The sequence below is a fragment of the Geobacillus subterraneus genome (assembly GCF_001618685.1).
In the GTDB taxonomy this organism is placed as follows: domain Bacteria; phylum Bacillota; class Bacilli; order Bacillales; family Anoxybacillaceae; genus Geobacillus; species Geobacillus subterraneus.
The window spans coordinates 759,040-777,067 of the sequence record NZ_CP014342.1 but is presented as its reverse complement, the minus strand read 5'-3'; the positions used below and the strand labels follow the sequence as shown (position 1 = coordinate 777,067).

At 54.1% G+C, this 18,028-nt stretch carries 20 protein-coding genes; 1 reads left to right on the top strand and 19 read right to left on the bottom strand.

Annotation, left to right across the window (positions count from 1 at the left end; genetic code table 11):
* Positions 1-23: 23 nt before the first annotated feature.
* From dnaG to rpsU, 15 genes are all read right to left on the bottom strand, one after another.
* Positions 24-1,823 carry a DNA primase gene (gene dnaG, locus GS3922_RS03735; protein ID WP_063165244.1) on the bottom strand — a complete coding sequence of 600 codons (1,800 nt, stop codon included), beginning with the start codon at positions 1,821-1,823 and terminating at the stop codon, positions 24-26.
* A 785-nt stretch (positions 1,824-2,608) separates the two neighbouring features.
* On the bottom strand, positions 2,609-3,409 hold the full coding sequence (locus tag GS3922_RS03730) for a pyruvate, water dikinase regulatory protein (RefSeq protein WP_063165243.1): 801 nt from the start codon (positions 3,407-3,409) through the stop codon (positions 2,609-2,611).
* 19 nt (positions 3,410-3,428) lie between these two features.
* Positions 3,429-4,025, bottom strand: coding sequence for a transcriptional regulator CcpN (locus GS3922_RS03725; RefSeq protein ID WP_063165242.1), 597 nt, complete (start codon positions 4,023-4,025; stop codon positions 3,429-3,431).
* Between the two features lie 113 nt (positions 4,026-4,138).
* Positions 4,139-4,915: a DNA repair protein RecO gene (gene recO / locus GS3922_RS03720; RefSeq protein ID WP_063165241.1), complete on the bottom strand. Its 777-nt coding sequence runs from the start codon at positions 4,913-4,915 to the stop codon at positions 4,139-4,141.
* A gap of 31 nt (positions 4,916-4,946) precedes the next feature.
* Positions 4,947-5,090: a YqzL family protein gene (locus GS3922_RS17030; protein WP_020960618.1), complete on the bottom strand. Its 144-nt coding sequence runs from the start codon at positions 5,088-5,090 to the stop codon at positions 4,947-4,949.
* 101 nt (positions 5,091-5,191) lie between these two features.
* Positions 5,192-6,100, bottom strand: a complete 909-nt coding sequence (gene era / locus GS3922_RS03715) for a GTPase Era (RefSeq protein WP_063165240.1) — start codon at positions 6,098-6,100, stop codon at positions 5,192-5,194.
* Complete coding sequence (locus GS3922_RS03710; RefSeq protein WP_063165239.1) at positions 6,093-6,491, bottom strand: cytidine deaminase; 399 nt, start codon at positions 6,489-6,491, stop codon at positions 6,093-6,095. Before GS3922_RS03710 ends, era begins: the two co-directional genes overlap by 8 nt.
* Before the next feature lie 122 nt (positions 6,492-6,613).
* Positions 6,614-6,967, bottom strand: a complete 354-nt coding sequence (locus tag GS3922_RS03705) for a diacylglycerol kinase family protein (RefSeq protein ID WP_063165238.1) — start codon at positions 6,965-6,967, stop codon at positions 6,614-6,616.
* Positions 6,968-6,969: 2 nt separating this feature from the next.
* Positions 6,970-7,440: an rRNA maturation RNase YbeY gene (ybeY, locus tag GS3922_RS03700; RefSeq protein ID WP_063165237.1), complete on the bottom strand. Its 471-nt coding sequence runs from the start codon at positions 7,438-7,440 to the stop codon at positions 6,970-6,972.
* Positions 7,437-9,539 (bottom strand): HD family phosphohydrolase, encoded by a 2,103-nt coding sequence (locus tag GS3922_RS03695; protein WP_063165236.1) that lies wholly within the window; start codon positions 9,537-9,539, stop codon positions 7,437-7,439. Before GS3922_RS03695 ends, ybeY begins: the two co-directional genes overlap by 4 nt.
* 48 nt (positions 9,540-9,587) lie before the next feature.
* The gene (locus GS3922_RS03690) at positions 9,588-10,550 is read right to left on the bottom strand and encodes a PhoH family protein (protein WP_063165235.1); all 963 of its coding nucleotides are present in this window, start codon (positions 10,548-10,550) and stop codon (positions 9,588-9,590) included.
* 2 nt (positions 10,551-10,552) lie between these two features.
* Positions 10,553-11,740: a sporulation protein YqfD gene (yqfD, locus tag GS3922_RS03685; protein ID WP_063165234.1), complete on the bottom strand. Its 1,188-nt coding sequence runs from the start codon at positions 11,738-11,740 to the stop codon at positions 10,553-10,555.
* The gene (yqfC, locus tag GS3922_RS03680) at positions 11,737-12,030 is read right to left on the bottom strand and encodes a sporulation protein YqfC (protein WP_063165233.1); all 294 of its coding nucleotides are present in this window, start codon (positions 12,028-12,030) and stop codon (positions 11,737-11,739) included. The genes yqfD and yqfC overlap by 4 nt, the downstream gene beginning before the upstream one ends.
* 102 nt (positions 12,031-12,132) lie before the next feature.
* Complete coding sequence (locus GS3922_RS03675; protein WP_063165232.1) at positions 12,133-12,579, bottom strand: GatB/YqeY domain-containing protein; 447 nt, start codon at positions 12,577-12,579, stop codon at positions 12,133-12,135.
* Positions 12,580-12,608: 29 nt separating this feature from the next.
* Positions 12,609-12,782 (bottom strand): 30S ribosomal protein S21, encoded by a 174-nt coding sequence (gene rpsU / locus GS3922_RS03670; protein WP_008879912.1) that lies wholly within the window; start codon positions 12,780-12,782, stop codon positions 12,609-12,611.
* A gap of 238 nt (positions 12,783-13,020) precedes the next feature.
* Between rpsU and GS3922_RS03665 the strand changes: the two genes are divergently transcribed.
* Positions 13,021-13,902, top strand: a complete 882-nt coding sequence (locus GS3922_RS03665) for a Na/Pi symporter (protein WP_413229267.1) — start codon at positions 13,021-13,023, stop codon at positions 13,900-13,902.
* Here the strand turns inward: GS3922_RS03665 and deoC are convergent.
* The 4 genes from deoC to prmA all read right to left on the bottom strand — a co-directional run bounded on the left by deoC (position 13,899) and on the right by prmA (position 18,026).
* On the bottom strand, positions 13,899-14,570 hold the full coding sequence (gene deoC / locus GS3922_RS03660; protein WP_063165230.1) for a deoxyribose-phosphate aldolase: 672 nt from the start codon (positions 14,568-14,570) through the stop codon (positions 13,899-13,901). The two genes, GS3922_RS03665 and deoC, sit on opposite strands and share 4 nt — an antisense overlap.
* Before the next feature lie 300 nt (positions 14,571-14,870).
* Positions 14,871-16,220, bottom strand: coding sequence for a tRNA (N(6)-L-threonylcarbamoyladenosine(37)-C(2))-methylthiotransferase MtaB (gene mtaB / locus GS3922_RS03655; RefSeq protein ID WP_063165229.1), 1,350 nt, complete (start codon positions 16,218-16,220; stop codon positions 14,871-14,873).
* A gap of 72 nt (positions 16,221-16,292) precedes the next feature.
* Positions 16,293-17,069 (bottom strand): 16S rRNA (uracil(1498)-N(3))-methyltransferase, encoded by a 777-nt coding sequence (locus GS3922_RS03650; RefSeq protein ID WP_063165228.1) that lies wholly within the window; start codon positions 17,067-17,069, stop codon positions 16,293-16,295.
* An 18-nt stretch (positions 17,070-17,087) separates the two neighbouring features.
* Entirely contained in the window at positions 17,088-18,026 is a 939-nt protein-coding gene (gene prmA / locus GS3922_RS03645) for a 50S ribosomal protein L11 methyltransferase (protein ID WP_063165227.1), read from the bottom strand.
* Between the last annotated feature and the right edge of the window lie 2 nt (positions 18,027-18,028).

Sequence of the window (18,028 nt, the reverse complement as noted above, 5' to 3'; positions counted from 1 at the left end):
CTTTAAAAACTCATACCACCATGTTATGAAGAAGATAACATTTTTTTCATCTCAATCATTTCTTTGGCGATGCGGGCGGCCGTCAAAAAGTCCTTTCTTCGCTCCGCTTCTGTTTTTTCCTGCTCTTTTTCCTTTAGCATTAACCATTTCGGGTGATTCAACACATGCTTCATATAATCGCCGAGCTCTTGTTCAGAAACCTCATCGGCCACCAGCAACAACGACAGTTCGCTCGCCAGCGGCTGCAGTTCGCCGGGAAGCCGAAACATGAGCGCGCCAAGGTCGGCTTCATGCCCTTCTTCATAAAAGGCATAAATATAGGCGGCTAACGCCCGATGCTCCTCGATGTTAAATCGTCCGCCGACCCGCTCTTGAACGATGAGCGCCACATCGCGGCTCCGCATCATATGGGCAAGCAGCAGCCGCTCCGCATTGTGGAAAGCCGGCAGCAGCTTTTTCGCCAGCGTCGGCCGCGAAACCTTTCCGCCGGCCGCCGTTTTCCGCGGCATCGACGTTTCCCGCTCGCAGCGGGACAGCTGCTCATTGAGCGCGGAGAGCGACAACGAAAACTCCTCCGCGAGCTGGCGGACGTAATAATCTTTTTCGACCGGACTCGGCAGTTTGCCGATTTCGCGGAGCACTTCCTCGATATAACGAAGCTGGTCGCCTTCGTGCTGCAAATTTTTCCCCCGTCGCAAATGGGTCATTTTAAACGCCATGAGCGGCTGGGCGGCAGCGATTTCCCCGGCAAACCGCTCCTTGCCGTGAACGCGTATATATTCATCCGGGTCAAGGCCGTTCGGAATGGATGCCACCTTGACGCGGCATCCGAGCGCGCTCAGTTGTTCCGCAGCGCGCCAAGCGGCTTCCGTTCCGGCGCTGTCGCCGTCATAACAAATCGTGACCGTTTCCGCATGGCGGCGCAAAATGCGCGCCTGCTCCTCAGTCAGCGACGTGCCCATCGTTGCCACCGCGTAATCAATGCCGGCCTGCACGGCGGAAATCACATCGGCAAACCCTTCAACGAGCAGCGCCTCTTGCCGCTTGCGGATCGGCACCCGTGCCTCATGAAAGTGATATAAAAGCATTCCTTTCCGAAAAATCGGCGTCTCCGGGCTGTTAACGTATTTCGGCTGCCCGTCGCCGAGCAGGCGGCCGGAAAACCCGACCGTCTCACCGCGGTGATCATGAATCGGAAACATGATGCGATTGCGGAAGCGGTCGACGTACCGTCCGTCTTCTTTTTTCGTTACTAAGCCCGCCTTTTCCATCATCGGAAGCGAAAAGGAATGGCTTTCGAGCAGCTTGGCCGCCGCATCGGGCGCATCCGGCGCATAACCGATTTCAAACCGGTCGATCGTTTCCTTTGTCCATCCGCGCGCCTGCAAGAAATCAAGCGCCGCTTGTCCTTCTTTTGTATAAACAAGCAAATAATGGTAAAATCGTTTCAGCAAGGCGTGCGCTTCCGTCATCGCTTTGGCCTCGCCGGTTTTGCCGTCGTCATGCCCGTGAATGTTCAGCTGATAGGCGGACAGGTCGATGCCTGCTTTGGCCGCAAGACGTTTCGCCGCTTCCACAAACGGAATGCCCTCGATATCCATCAAAAACGTAAAGGCATTCCCCCCTGCCCCGCAGCCGAAGCAGTGGAAAATTTGCTTTTCTGGGGAAACGGAAAACGATGGCGTCTTTTCCCCGTGAAACGGGCATAAGCCAAAATAGTTGCGGCCTTGTTTTTTCAGTTGAACATATTCGCCGATCACACCAACGATGTCGATGCTGCGGCGAATCGCTTCAATCGTTTCTTCGGGAATGCGATGTCCCATATGAACAACCCCCTGAACCTCCTGATGGCTAAAGCCATGGGGTTCTTGTGTACTACAGAGCTTCTTGCATGTCTTCATATGGACAGTGACTCTTATTCCACAAGACTTCCATAACCAAATACCCGTCCGGTGCTTAACGCCCTATGCGCCCGGTTTAAGGACGCTTTTGGTTGTTTCATCCCCATACTTTCGTCCCAGCGGCTGAGGCCGTGGGCTTTCATAATGCGTGTTCTCTTCACCTATTTATTCTCGGCAGCAAGCCCATTTTCCTTTTGATTTCGACAAATTTTTTCATTTTTTCAAGCCTCTCCGTTTCGCCTTCCCCCTTACCTTCAAAATCAAAAGCGGGGCGGCCGAATCACCCGCGGTCCGCTCTCGTCCCGCTGCCTATGCAGCAGCCAATGACAGCGGCACCGTCCGAAGACGCACTCGATATATTATATTTCAGCACCGAGAAGAAAATTTCACTTTTTTCTCGGCGCTTTGTTGCAGCGGGCAAACCTGTTCCTGTAGGAAGGGACGTCTTTACACCCCCTATTATTCTACACCGTTCCAAAAAATCCTTCTTTTCTTCCGGACGTTCGACATTTTTTGTCGAAAAACTTTTTTTTACTGTCCTTGACAAGCAGCTATAAATAGTTTACTCGTCCTATGGCCGCTCTAAACCTATATAGGGCATTTTTCTCGCAATTTTTTATTATAATATAAGCCGCAGCAATATGCCATAAAAAATGCACGATTCCCATCAGGAAACCGTGCGGATAAAGGGAAACGACAACACACCATTACCGCTTTAACTTTTTCATAATTATGCTTGCTGTTTCTTCAACAGCTTTATTCGTTACATCGATGACGTCGCAGCCGATCTTTTTCACCACTCCGTCAAAATACGCCAGTTCCTCTTTAATGCGGTCCATGTTCGCATAGATGGCTTGATCATTCAAGCCGAGCGATTTCAGACGCTCGCGGCGGATCGACAGCAGCTTGTCCGGACTGATTTTCAATCCGAAACATTTGCTTGGGCCGACCTGGAACAGCTGCTCGGGCGGCTCGACTTCCGGAACGATCGGCACGTTCGCCACCTTCAGCCGCTTATGGGCCAAATATTGCGACAGCGGCGTTTTCGATGTGCGCGACACGCCGATCAATACAATGTCGGCGCGCAAAATGCCGCGCGGGTCGCGGCCATCATCGTATTTCACGGCAAACTCAATCGCTTCGATTTTTTTGAAATAATCTTCGTCAAGCACACGCACTTGGCCCGGCTCATACCTTGGCTTCAGCTGAAACAAATCGCTCATCTTTTCAATGAGCGGACCGATGATATCGTAAGCGACAACCCCTTCGCGCGCCGCCTCAGCGAGCAAAAATTCCCGCATTTCCGGGACGACGAGCGTAAAGGCGATAATGGCTTGGTTCATTTTCGCCAATGCGACGACTTCGGCTAGCGTTGTTTTATCCTCTACATACGGGACGCGTTTCACTTGAACCGGTGAGGCGTAAAACTGGCTGGCCGCCGCTTTAACGACGAGCTCGGCCGTCTCCCCGCCCGAATCGGATACGACGTAAACGAGGCGCTGATTCATGTGTCTCCTCCTTTTTGGCTTATACATCATCTTTCGCTAATGAAACAAATGCTTTCGTCATATTCGTTTTCGTAATGCGGCCGATCACTTCATATCCTTTTTCCGTTTTGCGCACGACCGGCATGGCGTCGATTTGCTTTTCGATCAGCCGCTCAGCCACGTCAATGAGCGGATCGTCTTTATAACAAACGGCGATGTTCGGCATTCTTGTCATAATAATATTGACCGGAATCGCCGTCAGTTCTTGCTTGCCGATGCTCGCGCGCAACAAATCTTTGCGCGACAAAACGCCCACAAGAAGCGACTCATCATCGACGACAAACAGCGTGCCCACATCTTCCAAGAACATCGTAACGATCGCATCGTAGACGCTGACGTTTTCGTTGACGACGACCGGGATCGATTGATAATCTTCGACTTTCATTTTTTTAATTTTATCAGCAAACAGCTGCGTGCCCGTTTTTCCCGTATAAAAATAACCGACGCGCGGCCGTGCTTCCAAGTAGCCGGCCATCGTCAAAATGGCTAGATCAGGCCGAAGCGTCGCCCGCGTCAAATTCAGCTTTTCAGCGATGCTCTCCCCAGTGATCGGTCCATAATCTTTCACAATTTGCAAAATTTGCTCCTGGCGTTTATTCAGTTCGATCGTCGCTCACCACCTTGCCAAAAAGGTCCCATACGCTATTACTCTCGTTCATATTATACTACATACCGCGTTTACAAGGAAAATTACGTCTCACGCTCGCCGCCCGGGTCAAGCTTGTCTTTCAGCTCGGCGATTTGCTCCAAAAAGCGCTTCGCCTTTAGCGACAGACCGGCATATTCATCATAGTAGCTGGACAATACAGCCCTCAATTCCGCTTTTGTCCCTTCTTTTACCGAAATGGCTCCGAGCCGGGCGAGATCAAGATGGTAAAACAGGCGCAACAGCCGAGCTGAGGCCGGCGAAAGCGAAAACCGGTGCGGATCAGCCGCCTCGCAGCGATGGCAAAGGAAGCCTGCTTCCTTGACTGAAAATGAGAAGCGCCCTTCCGTCGCCCCGCAGCGGGCACAGCGGTCGAGCACAGGCGGAATGCCGAGCACCGAAAGCATTTTCATTTCATAAATAAACGTCATAATCTCTAAATCGCGGCCTTCGCTCATATATTGTAATGTTTGCAGCAGCAGCTCGAACAAGTACGGATTGCGCTTTTGCTCCTCCGTGCTTTTATCGGTGAGCTCAACAATATACGCCGCATAAGCGGCGGCAAACAAATCTTCACGCAGCGCCCGCATCGAGTCAATCAGCTCCCCTTGGTGAAGAAGGCCGACGCCGCGGCTGCGGCGGACCAAATAATGGCCGTAGGCGAGCGGCTGCGTAACAGCAGAAAGGCGGCTGCTTGGCTTTTTCGCTCCTCGTGCCATCGCAGCCACCTTTCCCCACTCTCGTGTAAACAATGTGACAATCTTATTTGTCTCGCCATAATCGACCGTCCGCATGACGATCGCTTCGCACTTCTCAAACATCGAATCACCACCGCTTCAGCCAACGACGATACTACGAGATCGGCTGGTCGATTTCTTCCTGTTCGGCGTTTTGTTCTTCACCGCCAAACCGTTGTTCCCGCTCCAGCTCTTTAAACAGAAGGTACGTATCAATATTGCCTGTTTGGCTAAACAACTTCCACGTAAACTCAAGCATGGAGTGACACCTCTTTCCGCCTGCAGGCATTGCGTATTGGTGGTCTACTTATAGGTTGGCTCGGGCAAAAATGGTTTATGTCGCGTAAAATTTTCTAGCCGTCAATACTCGTCTTCGCGAAAACCAAAGTCGCGCAGCTGCGCGAGACGGTTGCGCCAATCTTTTTGCACTTTCACCCACAGCTCCAAAAACACTCTTGACCCAAGCAGCGCCTCAATGTCAGCGCGCGCCCGCTGCCCGATTTCCTTCAACATCCGGCCCTGTTTGCCGATGATGATCCCTTTTTGGGAATCGCGCTCGACGACGATGACAGCGCCAACGTATACCGTGCCCGTCTCCTCGCGCCGCTCGATGCGTTCCACGGCGACGGCGATCGAATGTGGAACTTCCTCGCGCGTTAAGTGAAGCGCTTTCTCGCGAATGAGCTCGGCAATAATAAACTGCTCCGGATGGTCGGTAATCTGGTCCGGCGGATAATATTGCGGTCCTTCCGGCAACCGCTGTTTAATTTGCTCCAACAGACGCTCGACATTGTTCCCTTCAAGCGCTGAAATCGGCACGATTTCCGCAAACGGGTACAAGTCCTTATACCGGTCAATGAGCGGCAGCAGTTCATCCGGATGGACGCGGTCAATTTTATTGATCACTAAAAACACCGGGGTATTGACCTCGTTCAACCGCTCGATAATAAACGCTTCGCCGCGCCCAAACCCTTCTTCAGCGTTGACCATAAACAAAATCAAATCGACTTCGCGAAGCGCATTGAGCGCCACTTTCATCATAAAGTCGCCGAGCTTATGCTTCGGTTTATGCACCCCGGGGGTGTCGATGAAAATGATTTGCGCGTCATCGTCCGTATAAACGCCTTGAATTTTATTGCGCGTCGTTTGCGGCTTGTCGCTCATAATGGCGATTTTTTGCCCGATGACGCGGTTTAAAAACGTCGATTTTCCTACGTTCGGTCTTCCGATAATGGCAACAAATCCTGATTTGTATCCTTCTTTATTCATGCATATCCTCCGCTGCAAAAGCTTCTGGCAGTAATTCGCCAACGGTGACGATTTTTACATCGCCGTTTAAGTTGGCCAAAATGACGTTCATATCGCCGGGGCAAAGTTCGGCGATCACTTGGCGGCATGCGCCGCACGGCGGCACCGGACGGGGGGTGTCAGCAATGACCGCGAGGGCGGCAAACTCCGTCTCCCCTTCCGAATACGCCTTAAACAGCGCAGTCCGTTCCGCACAATTGCACATGCTGTAGGCAGCGTTCTCAATGTTGCAGCCGCGGTACACGCTGCCGTTTTTCGTCAACAACGCGGCGCCGACTTTAAATTTTGAGTACGGCACGTAGGCGAGTTCGCGCGCTTTTTTCGCTTCGGCAATAAGCTGCTCGATCTCCACGAATGACTCTTCCTTTCCTGAAAGCAAACGCTGCTTTCTTTTATTTTACAAAAAATCATCACAAATTTCATCATCTGAAACGAAAATGTAACAGAAAAATTAGAATTTTCTTTCTCGTTCGTTTAGCGAAGGTGCGGCCAAAACAGCAGCACCCCGATGATGACAGCAAGCCCGGCGGCCACGAGCACAGCGGCAGCGGCAATATCTTTCGCCGCCTTGGCCAGCGGATGAAACTCGTCTGTCACTAAGTCAACGGCGCGCTCAATGGCTGTATTGACAAGCTCGAGCGTAATAACCGCGCCGACGGTTAACAAGAGCACGGCCCATTCCCATCGCGACAGCCCAACGATGCCGCCGGCCGTAAAGGCAACAACGGCGGCCGCCAGGTGGAAACGTAAATGCGCTTCCTCCTTCACCGCCGCCTTCATCCCCGACCAAGCCCAAGCGAAACGATCCCGTTCCCGCACGCCCCGCATAGTTATCTCGTCAACCCGAGCCGCGCCAATATTTCCTCCTGCTTGGCGAACATGACACGCTCCTCCTCTTCCGTCTCGTGGTCATAGCCAAGCAAGTGCAAAAAACCGTGCACGGCCAAAAATCCGAGCTCGCGCATGAACGAGTGCCCGTATTCTGCGGCTTGCTCCTTCGCCTTCGGGACGGAGATGACAATATCGCCGAGCACCGGCGGCACATCGACGCCGATGATATCGATTTCGCCTTCCCCCTCCTCTTCAAGGGCGAACGACAGCACGTCCGTTGGGGCGTCTTTGCCTCGGTAATCGCGGTTCATCGCGCGGATGCGCTCGTTGTCAACGAACGAAACGCTCACTTCCGCCCCTTCGGGCACGTTCTCGATGGCCGCCGCTTCGCGAATCAACCGCTCGAGCGTCTCGATTTGTTCGGCCGTCATTTCGTTCGTCTCATCGATAAAGTCGATTTGAATCGTCATGCATGCTTCACCTTTTCCTTTCGTACTTCCGGATATTCGATGCGCGAATGGAAGACGCCGTTTAACGTCTCGCAAAGCGAACGGGCGACCACTTCCAGCTCTTTCAATGTAATGTCGCACTCGTTTAGCTGGTTGTCTTGCAGACGGTCAGCGATAATCGCCCGGACGATCTTTTCAATTTTTTCCTGCGATGGGTTGGCTAACGAGCGAACGGCCGCCTCGACGCTGTCAGCAATATTGATGACCGCCGCTTCTTTCGTCTGCGGCTTCGGGCCCGGGTAACGAAACTCCGCTTCGGAAACCAATTCCGTTTGCTCGCGCGCCTTATGGTAAAAATACTTGAGCAGCGTGGTGCCGTGGTGCTGTTCGGCGATGTCGACAATCTCCTTTGGCAGCCGGTGCTTGCGAAGCAGGGCGACGCCGTCAGCGACATGGGCGATAATGATATTTTTGCTCAATTGCGGCGACAAATGATCATGCGGATTGCCGCCTATTTGGTTTTCAATGAAATAACGCGGCCGCTTCGTCTTGCCGATATCATGGTAATAACAGGCGACGCGCGCCAGCAAGCCGTCCGCGCCGATCGCCTCGCACGCCGCTTCGGCCAAATTGGCGACCATGATGCTATGATGATACGTTCCCGGCGCTTCAGTTAACAGCTTCCGCAGCAGCGGATGGTTCGGATTCGACAATTCTATGAGCCGGAGCGGCGACAAAATGCCGAACGTCGTTTCAAACAGCGGCAGCAGCCCGATCGTCAAAATGGCGGAAAAAATGCCCGAAGCAATGGCCATGACGACAAAGAGACTGATTTCAAGCAACGAATAGCGGCCGTTTTTCAACAACAGCAGCGAAAGGAGCGAAACGATATTGACGGCCGAGACGAGCACACCGGCCCGCCAAATTTTTGCCTTCGCCAGCTCCTTAGGCAGGCAAAACGTCCCAGCCAGTCCGCCCGCGAGCAGATAGACGGCTAACGACACTGACACCGCGCCGGTCGCCCCGATTTCCTCATTGAACAGCAGGCTGCCGCATACGGCTCCGATGATCGCCGTCATCATCGCCAGCCGCTCGCCGAGCAGCACGCGGACGAGCATCGGCCCGAACGCCGCCGGAACGAGGTAGCCGGTCGAGACGGCGCCGCCGGACGACAGAAGACGGATGAGCACCATCACCGCCAGCATGAACGTAAAAATGGCGGCGTAAAGCGACAGCTTTTCATTCGTCGTTTCGGCGCGGAAATAGTAAACGAGCGGCGACAGCAAGAGCAGCACGAACAAAAACAGCCCGGCCGCCGGCCAAGGCGTGCGGCCGCCGTCGAGCAGGCCGACAAGCTCAAGCTGATGATAAATATCGCTCGTGATGAACTGCCCCTCTTCGACGATCACTTGTCCTTGCAAAATTTTCACCGGTTTCACTTCATCCATCGCCTGCCGCCGCTTTTCCTCGGTCGCCGTCCGGTCATAAACGACGTTCGGAATGACCGCCCGGCGGCAAAGCTTGGCAACCGCTTCACGAAGCGGCGGCGACAGCGCCGCGTATTCGAGTTCTTTGGCTGCCTTCGCGCGCGCCTGTTCAAGCTCCGCTTGGGAAATGCGCTCGTTCATGGCCGCGTGCACGGCCGTCAGCGCAGCTTCTTTGGCCGTCTTGAGCTCATCGGGAGCAGCGCTCAGCAACCGCTGCCATTCTTCGGCAGACAAATAGGCGAGCCACTCCGGCGGCAGCCGCTCCTCGAGCTTAGCCGCCATTCTGCTCGGCGAGCGGTCCGGCTCTGCCTCGTTCTGCACGCTCTCGATGGCGGCAAACAGCGAGGAAAGAAGATCGACTCGGTTTTCGGCGTATTCTTTTTTCAGCGTGTAAACGTCCGCCACTTTGGCGGCTGCTTCCTCCTTCAGCCTCGCCGTCGCCTCCTTATCCTCCACCGTCACCGGTGAACGGATCGTTTCCTTTGCGACGTCAAACAGGCGCAGTTCGTATTGGCGCGGCTTCACTTGCCAGTACAGGACGGTAAACAACAGCGCTGCCAGAAACAAAAACAGCCAAAAGCGGACGAAGCGGACATCTTTTGTCCGCTCAAGAAAAAAACGAAGCCTTCCCACCGGTTTTCCCCTCGCTTTTCAAGAAAAGACGATGCGCCTTCAGTTTTTCTATAAGCCAGCCTCATCATAGGCGTCAATAATTTTCGCAACGAGCGGATGGCGGACAACATCGGACTGCTCCAAAAACACAAAGGCGATGCCGCTAACGGGCGCCAAAATGCGTTTGGCGGCTGAAAGCCCCGATTCGACCCCTTTCGGCAAATCGACTTGCGAGATGTCACCGGTAATGACCATTTTTGATCCAAAGCCGAGCCGGGTTAAAAACATCTTCATTTGCGCTGGAGTCGTATTTTGCGCTTCGTCAAGAATGACGAACGCGTCCTCGAGCGTCCGGCCGCGCATGTAGGCGAGCGGGGCGATTTCAATCGTGCCGCGCTCGATCAACCGCTGCGTATACTCCGCTCCCAATACATCATGAAGCGCGTCATAGAGCGGGCGCAAATACGGGTCGACCTTCTCTTTCAAGTCGCCGGGCAAAAATCCGAGGCTCTCCCCCGCTTCGACAGCCGGACGGCTGAGAATAATGCGCTTGACGTTGCCGCTTTTCAGCGCCTTGACCGCCATGACGACGGCTAAGTACGTTTTCCCGGTTCCGGCCGGCCCGATGCCGAACGTCAAATCGTGCTGCTCAATCGCCGCGACATAATAGCGCTGGCCTAACGTTTTGACGCGAATCGGCTTCCCTTTGGCATTTTTCGTAATCTCTTCTTCGTACAGCTGGATGAGGCCGTCAAGCGCCCCTTTTTTCGCCAGCTGGACGGCATAGATGATGTCGCGCTCACTGATTGCCACCCCTTTGCGGATGACGATCAGCAAATGGCGCAACAGCTCGTCAACAAGCTGGACTTGCTGCGGCGTGCCGGAGACGTTGACCGTCTCCCCGCGCGTCACAATCGACACGCCGAGCTCCTCTTCAATCCGCTTTAAATGGGCATCGTGGACGCCAAAGAGCGCCGCCGCTTCCTGCTGGTTGCGCACGTGTTGGCTGATCGTAACAAACTGCTCTGACATTCTCAATCTCCTTGAACGATTGGTTGTGGTACGGCAATATTTTCGATGACTTCGTAATGCAATTCTACCCTTACTTTACCACTCTCTTTCCTCTGATGCAAAACTTTTTCGCCGCGAATGGCCGCCTCCTCCGGCAGCTTAGCCCGCAGTTCGCGGCGGGCGATCTTTTTCGCTTCCGCGAACGCTTCTTCCCACGTATAGCTCCGCTTCACGGCTTCCGCCTCGCGGACGATGACGCGCTCATAATACAACGGCAAGTCCCATTTCCAAAAACGGAACGGCCGTTTTTCTCTCTCAATGACCGTATGGGCAAACGGCGGCTTCTTCCATCCCCAAACCGGAAGGGAAAAGCGGCCGATCCCGATGGAATGGCGCTCAATGGATTTTCCGGTCAACACGTGAAACGTTGTCTCAAGCGGCAGGACAACCGTAGACTTGTACCATGTTTCGCCAAACACCTTCCCGGTGGCCGGCACAAATTTCGTCCGCCCTTCGGCGCCGATAATGCCCGAAACGAGCAGCTGGCCTTTTTGCACGTAATCGTTGACAGAAACGAGCGGTTGTCCTTCTTCAACGAATAAGTCAGCCACCACCGCCTCTTTTTTGGCGACTAAATGGCGCGGGGGCACCGGCTGTTTCGGCTCCGGAATCTCTTTTTCGACGACGCGGAAGTGAAGCGACGTCCCTTCCCATTGGACGCCGACCCACGTAATGTCATCAATGCGTTCGGTCAGCTTTTTTTGCAGCGTTTCCGGGTCATCAAGCAAGAACTGGAATGCGCCGCGCTCGACTCCCATTCGTTTCAGTTCGCGAGCCATTTGATGCTCTGTCTCCGGGGTCGCACCTTCAATGTCAATGTTCCAAACGATGTTGGACAGCAAAAACACAATGGCTATAAAAACGAGCAGGCCGAGCCAAAATCCGCTGTTTCGCCACGCGCGGCGCCAAAAAAATGGCAGACCGGTCCTCCCGACAAACGAAAGCTTGCATTCGCTTTGCCGGGCGATATGGCGCAGCCGTTTCACATCGCTGAGCTTAATGAAAAACGTCGCGGTATCCCGGCTATGTTTTTTCACGTTCCACACGGCGATGCCGTTGCGCACACAGGCGTTGATCAGCCGTTCCGTCCCTTTTCCTTCCGCCTTGACCCGCACGCTGCCGGCGAGCGTGTCGACCCATTCGTTTTTCATTTTTTTTCCTCCTCTATATAAACAACTTGGCTAATTTTCCCTTCGAGTAAAATTTCTTCCGGCAAAATCGTTTTAATGATAAACTGTTCACCGCGGACGAGCAGCTGCCCGTTCCGCAGCAAAAGGCGGAGCTCTTTATCGCTGAACGTGAGCAGCCCGCGGTGGTTTTCGATGTAAATATGTATTTGTCCGACCATCGTAATGCGGGGAAGGTCCATCATGATGTCGGCGGGAAGCTCGAGTTTTTCCGCCATCCACCGCTTCATCTGCTGGCGCCACTTTTTCACCATTAAAAAGAACCCCCTTTCATCTCATATGTATGAGACAAAAGGGGGTTCTAGCACCGCTTTTCAAAAACAACGGGCCCGCCTGCCGGCAAGGCCCATTGCGTTTTATGAAAGCTGCTGTTGGACAAGTTTATTGACGAGCGAACCGTCCGCTTTTCCTTTCACTTTCGGCATGATTGCACCCATCACTTTTCCCATATCCGCCTTCGAAGAAGCGCCGACTTCCTTGATCGTCTGTTGGATCAGTTCGCGCAGCTCGTCCTCCGTCAGCGGTTGAGGCATATACGACTGAACGATGTTAATTTCGGTTTTCGTTTTTTCGACAAGATCTGAACGGCCAGCGTTTTCAAATTCTTGGAGGGAGTCTTTACGCTGCTTCAGTTCGCGAGAAAGAACCGTCAGCTCTTCGTCTTCTGACAGCGGGCTTTTGCCGAGCTTGATCGCTTCGTTTTGCAGCGCCGCCTTCAGCATGCGGAGAACGGACAGCTTTTCTTTCTCCTTGTTTTTCATCGCCTGCTTCATATCGTCATTCAAACGATCAAGAAGACTCACCGATTATACACCCTCTTTAATGCGTGCTCTTAGTGCTTGCGCTTTCTAGCCGCTTCAGATTTTTTCTTCCGTCTGACGCTTGGCTTTTCATAAAATTCGCGCTTTCTCACTTCTTGCAAAGTACCGGTTTTCGAAACGGCACGTTTAAAGCGACGAAGAGCGTCGTCGATCGACTCATTTTTGCGAACGATCGTTTTGGACATCCTGCTTCCCTCCCTCCGAACAACAACCATTGCATATTGTACTTGTCAATTATAATACATGCCGATGGAAAAGGTCAATAAAAAAAGCATAGCGGCGCTCGCGCCGTTCAGCCCCACTTCCTAAAAAAACGGTCATTCTCCGCGGACAAGGCCCATACATATAGGATGAAAGGGGAGATCGCCCGTGGGGCCTCTTTTGGTGCTGTTTGCCATTTACACTGCCGTTTTCCTTATCGGTATGTTCATGATGAAAGCCGGGTTTTACACCTTATCCGGCCATCGGCTGAAGCGATGGCTCATGCGCTTTACCGCCACGCCAGGGCAAGCGTTTCTCGCCGGATTCGCGACGACCGCGCTTGTGCAAAGCAGCTCCGCGGTAATGGTGATGACCGTCGGCCTCGTCGCCACCGGCTATTTATCGTTCCGTCAATCGATCGGCATCATTTTAGGTAGCAATATCGGCTCAACGATCACAACCGAACTCATGACGCTCGATATCGGCGACGGCGCCATTCCCCTTCTTGTTGGCGGCGCGCTCCTTGTCTTTATCGGGCGCCGCCGCCTCATTTACAGCATCGGGATGATCGCCGTCGGCCTGGCCGCTTTGTTGTTTGCCATGGACGGCTTCAGCAGCCTCGCTAAGCCGCTCGCCGCCTATCCGCTCGTTGACGCTTGGTTGCACCAGACAAACCATTCCACAGCGGTCGGCCTTCTTGTCGGCATCGTCTTGACCGCTCTTGTCCATTCGAGCGCGGCGACGATCGGCATCGCCATGGGGTTTTTAAACGAACAATTGCTGACGCTGCCAGCTGCCATCGCCATTTTGCTTGGCGCCAACATCGGCACGTGCATTACCGGGCTGTTGGCGTCCATCGGCTCGAGCAAGGAAGCGCAATTAACGGCCTACACCCATTTATGGCTAAACGTCGCCGGCGTGGCCTTGTTTCTTTTTTGGACTGAAGCGCTCGCCCGCCTCGCTGTTATGCTCAGTCCGGCGCCTGACGTGCAGCTCGCCCATGTCAGCGTCTTGTTTAACGCCATTTGTTCGATCGCTGCCTTGCCGTTTGTCGGCGCCATTGAGACGGCCATGTTATTTTTGCACGCCCGCAGGCGGACTTAATAGTCAGCGCCGCCAATTCGACCGCTGACGATCGCCACCCCGGAGCTCGTCCCGATGCGCGTCGCCCCGGCTTCAATCATCGCTTCGGCCGTTTCCCGGTCGCGGACGCCGCCTGAGGCTTTGACGCCCGCTTTATCGCCGACCGTCCGGCGCATCAGCGCCACATCCTCGACCGTTGCGCCGCCGCCTGAGAATCCGGTCGACGTTTTCACGTAATCGGCGCCCGCTTTCACCGCCAATTGGCAGGCGCGCACTTTTTCTTCATCGTTCAGCAAGGCCGTTTCGATAATCACTTTCACAAGTGCTTTTCCGGCCGCCGCCTCGACGACGGCGCGAATGTCGCGCTCAACGAGCTCATCATCACCGCTTTTTAACGCGCCGATGTTGATCACCATATCGACTTCGCGGGCGCCGTTTTCAATGGCGTTATTCGTTTCAAACGCCTTTGTTTCCGGCGTTGTCGCCCCAAGCGGAAAGCCGATGACCGTGCAGACGAGAACGTCGGTGCCGGAAAGTTCGCGCGCCGCCGTTTTCACCCACGCCGGGTTGACGCACACCGAGGCGAAGCCGTGTTGTTTCGCTTCGCGGCACAGTTGAATGATTTGTTCTTCCGTCGCTTCTGGTTTAAGCAGCGTATGATCGATCATTTTCGCCATATTCTCCGTCATGGAACATCGCTCCTTTCTCCTGCTACTGCAAAAAATGAAAGGTCTGACGTCTACCATCATACCATGTCGTTGCCAGAAAAACTAGCCGCCATCCCTATAGTCTCCCATTTCATCTTCCGGCGAGCTTGTCAACCTGCCCGAGAGAAATGGACGGAAAAAGATCCATGGGCGGCGGTCTGCCCTCCGCCCATGGATGAACATCACCGCCTGCGGGCACGGGATTTTTACGAAAAACAAAAACCCAGCCTAAAGGCTGGGAGGTATGAGGCGGACGCGCTTAGCCTAAATCGGCCATTGGGATTATGAACTTAATTTCACCGATCGAACGGCCTCATCCGGCACGACGCGGACAAACTCGCCTTCGTTATACGGATAGCCGGGCTTTGTGATTTTCACTTTGACAAGCTCGCCGATCATCTCTTCCGCCGCCGGAAAGCGCACTTTCAAATAGTTATCCGTATAGCCAATATACATTCCCGGCTCTTCTTTGTCGCGCTCTTCCGGAATGACTTCGAGCACTTGTCCTTCGAACCGGGAGGCGTATTCTTTCGCCAGCTGGTCGGAAAGGGCGATTAAGCGGCGGACGCGGTCATGTTTCGTTTCTTCATCGATTTGGTCCGGCATGCGGGCCGCCGGCGTGCCGGTCCGTTTCGAATACGGAAAGACGTGCAGCTCAGAGAACCGCTGTTCGCGGATAAAGTGATACGTCTCCATAAATTCGTCCTCCGTTTCGCCCGGGAAGCCGACGATGACATCGGACGTCACCGCCAGCTCCGGGAACACTTCGCGCAGCCGGGCGAGCCGCTCCGCAAAAAATTCAACCGTATATTTGCGGCGCATCCGCTTGAGCACCGTGTTCGACCCCGACTGGAGCGGAATGTGCAAATGGCGGACGATTTTATCCGACCGCTTGAGGACGTCGATCACTTCATCAGTAATTTGGCTCGCTTCGATCGACGAGATGCGGATCCGTTTCAGCCCTGGCACTTGCTCGTCCAAATCGCGCAAAAGCGCAGCAAAATTATAATCTTTCAGATCGGTGCCATAGCCGCCCGTATGAATGCCGGTCAACACGATTTCCTTATAGCCGGCGGCGACAAGCTGGCGCGCTTGGCGGATAATTTCTTGCGGATCACGCGAACGCATCAAGCCGCGCGCCCACGGAATGATGCAAAACGTGCAAAAGTTGTTGCACCCTTCTTGGATTTTGAGCGATGCCCGCGTCCGATCGGTGAACGCCGGCACGTCCATCTCCTCGAACACGCGCGTTTTCATAATGTTATGGACAGCGTTGATCGGCTGCCGTTCGCGCTGAAACTGCTCGACATAGTCTAAAATTTTATGCCGGTCTTGCGTGCCGATAACAATATCTACACCAGGAATCGCCATCACTTCGGCCGGCGATGTTTGCGCATAACAGCCCGTCACGCAGACGACGGCGTCCGGATTGCGGCGCACCGCGCGGCGGATGACTTGACGGCTTTTTTTGTCGCCGGTGTTCGTCACCGTGCACGTGTTGATCACATACACGTCGGCGCGGCTCTCAAACTCTTTCCGTTCGTAGCCGGCCTTTTTAAACAGCTGCCAGATCGCTTCCGTCTCATAATGATTGACTTTGCAGCCTAATGTATGGAAAGCCACTGTTGGCATGTTCTTCACCTCACTCTGCACCCCCGCTTCCCATCAGCGGGGGATCGATGTTTTATAATCAGCAACCGATTGTTACTCTCGTTTCGCTTCGCGGCCTGACGCACAAAGCTCCCATTCGTACGAAGCGGCGGCAAGCAAATAAAGCGGCGCCGTTTCCGTCCGCAAAATGCGCGGGCCGAGGCTGCACGGCAAAAAGCCGCTTTGCTTGAGCTGTTGTGCCTCTTCACGGCTGAACCCGCCTTCCGGCCCAAAGACGGCTAAAAGCGAGCCGCCGGGCTGAAGGCGGGCGAGAAGCGACGGGAGCGCCTTATGCCGCTTCCCTCGCGCTTCTTCTTCATAGGCAAACAGCCGGCAATCGACCGTTGCGCCAAAGGCGACGAGCTCATCAAAGGAAAGCGGCGCCCGCACGTCCGGCAGCGACGTGCGTTCCGCCTGTTCGGCCGCCTCTTTCGCAATTTTTTTCCAACGTTCTACTTTTTTCTCTGCTTTTTTGGCATCCCATTTAACGACCGAACGGGCAGCCGTAAACGGAAGAAAGCCGGCGGCGCCAAGCTCGGTTCCTTTTTGGATGACGAGCTCCCATTTTTCGCCTTTTGGCAGCCCCTGGGCGATATAAATGCGCACCGGCAATTCGCGCCCCTCTTCCTTCCATTGTACAATACGGGCGCATACTTGCTCATTGGCAATTTGTTCAATTTCACACACCGCCATGCGCCCGTCCGGGAACACGCAAACAATGGCGTCTTTCGGCTTCATGCGCATGACGCGGGCGATATGATGGGCGTCGCCGCCGCTGATGACGACGTTTTCGCCTTGACGCTCCCGGTCGGAAACGAAGTAACGCTGCACGAAACATCCCTTCTTTGCCTACGGTTTGATGGCGACAAACGCCACCCAATCTTCCATCACATCGATTTCTTCAATGACAAATCCAGCGGCGAGCAGACCGTCTTTGACGTCTTGCTTTTTCGCCTGAATGATGCCGGACGTGATAAAGCGGCCGCCCGGCTTCAACAGTCGGTAGGCGTCAGCCGTAAAGCGCAAAATGATTTCGGCCAAAATGTTGGCGACGATCACATCAGCTTGTTCGTCAAGATGGTCAAGCAAATTGTTTTGCGCGACCGTGACCACGTGCTGCACTTTATTGAGCTTGATGTTCAGCCGCGCGCTGTCGACCGCCACCGGATCCAAGTCAAGCGCTCGCACCGAACGGGCGCCGAGCATGGCGGCGGCGATGCTTAAAATGCCGGAGCCGGTGCCAACATCAATGACCTCGTCGCCAGGGCGCACGTATTTTTCAAGCGCCTGCAGGCACATGACCGTCGTCGGATGGGTGCCGGTGCCAAACGCCATGCCCGGATCCATTTCGATGATCAGCTCATCGTCGGAGGCCGGTTCATACGTTTCCCATGTCGGCACAATTGTAAATTTTTCCGATACTTTCACCGGATGGTAATGCTTTTTCCACGCCGTCGCCCATTCTTCCTCATTCACTTCGCTCAACGTAATTTTATTTTTGCCAAGGTCAATATCGTACAGCCATAAATTGTTAATTGCCTGCTTAATTTGTTCCACCGTTTCGCCAAGAAAACTATTGACCGGCAAATACGCCTTAATGATGACCCCTTCTTCCGGGTAATCGTCCGGATTGAGCTCGACGATTTCGCCATACCAGTCGTCGCGGTCTTTGACAAGGTCGTACGGGTCTTCGATGACAACGCCTCCGGCGCCCGCCTCATGCAAAATGTTCGAAATCGCCTCGACCGCCTCGTGCGTCGTATGAATGCTGATTTCTGACCATTTCATCG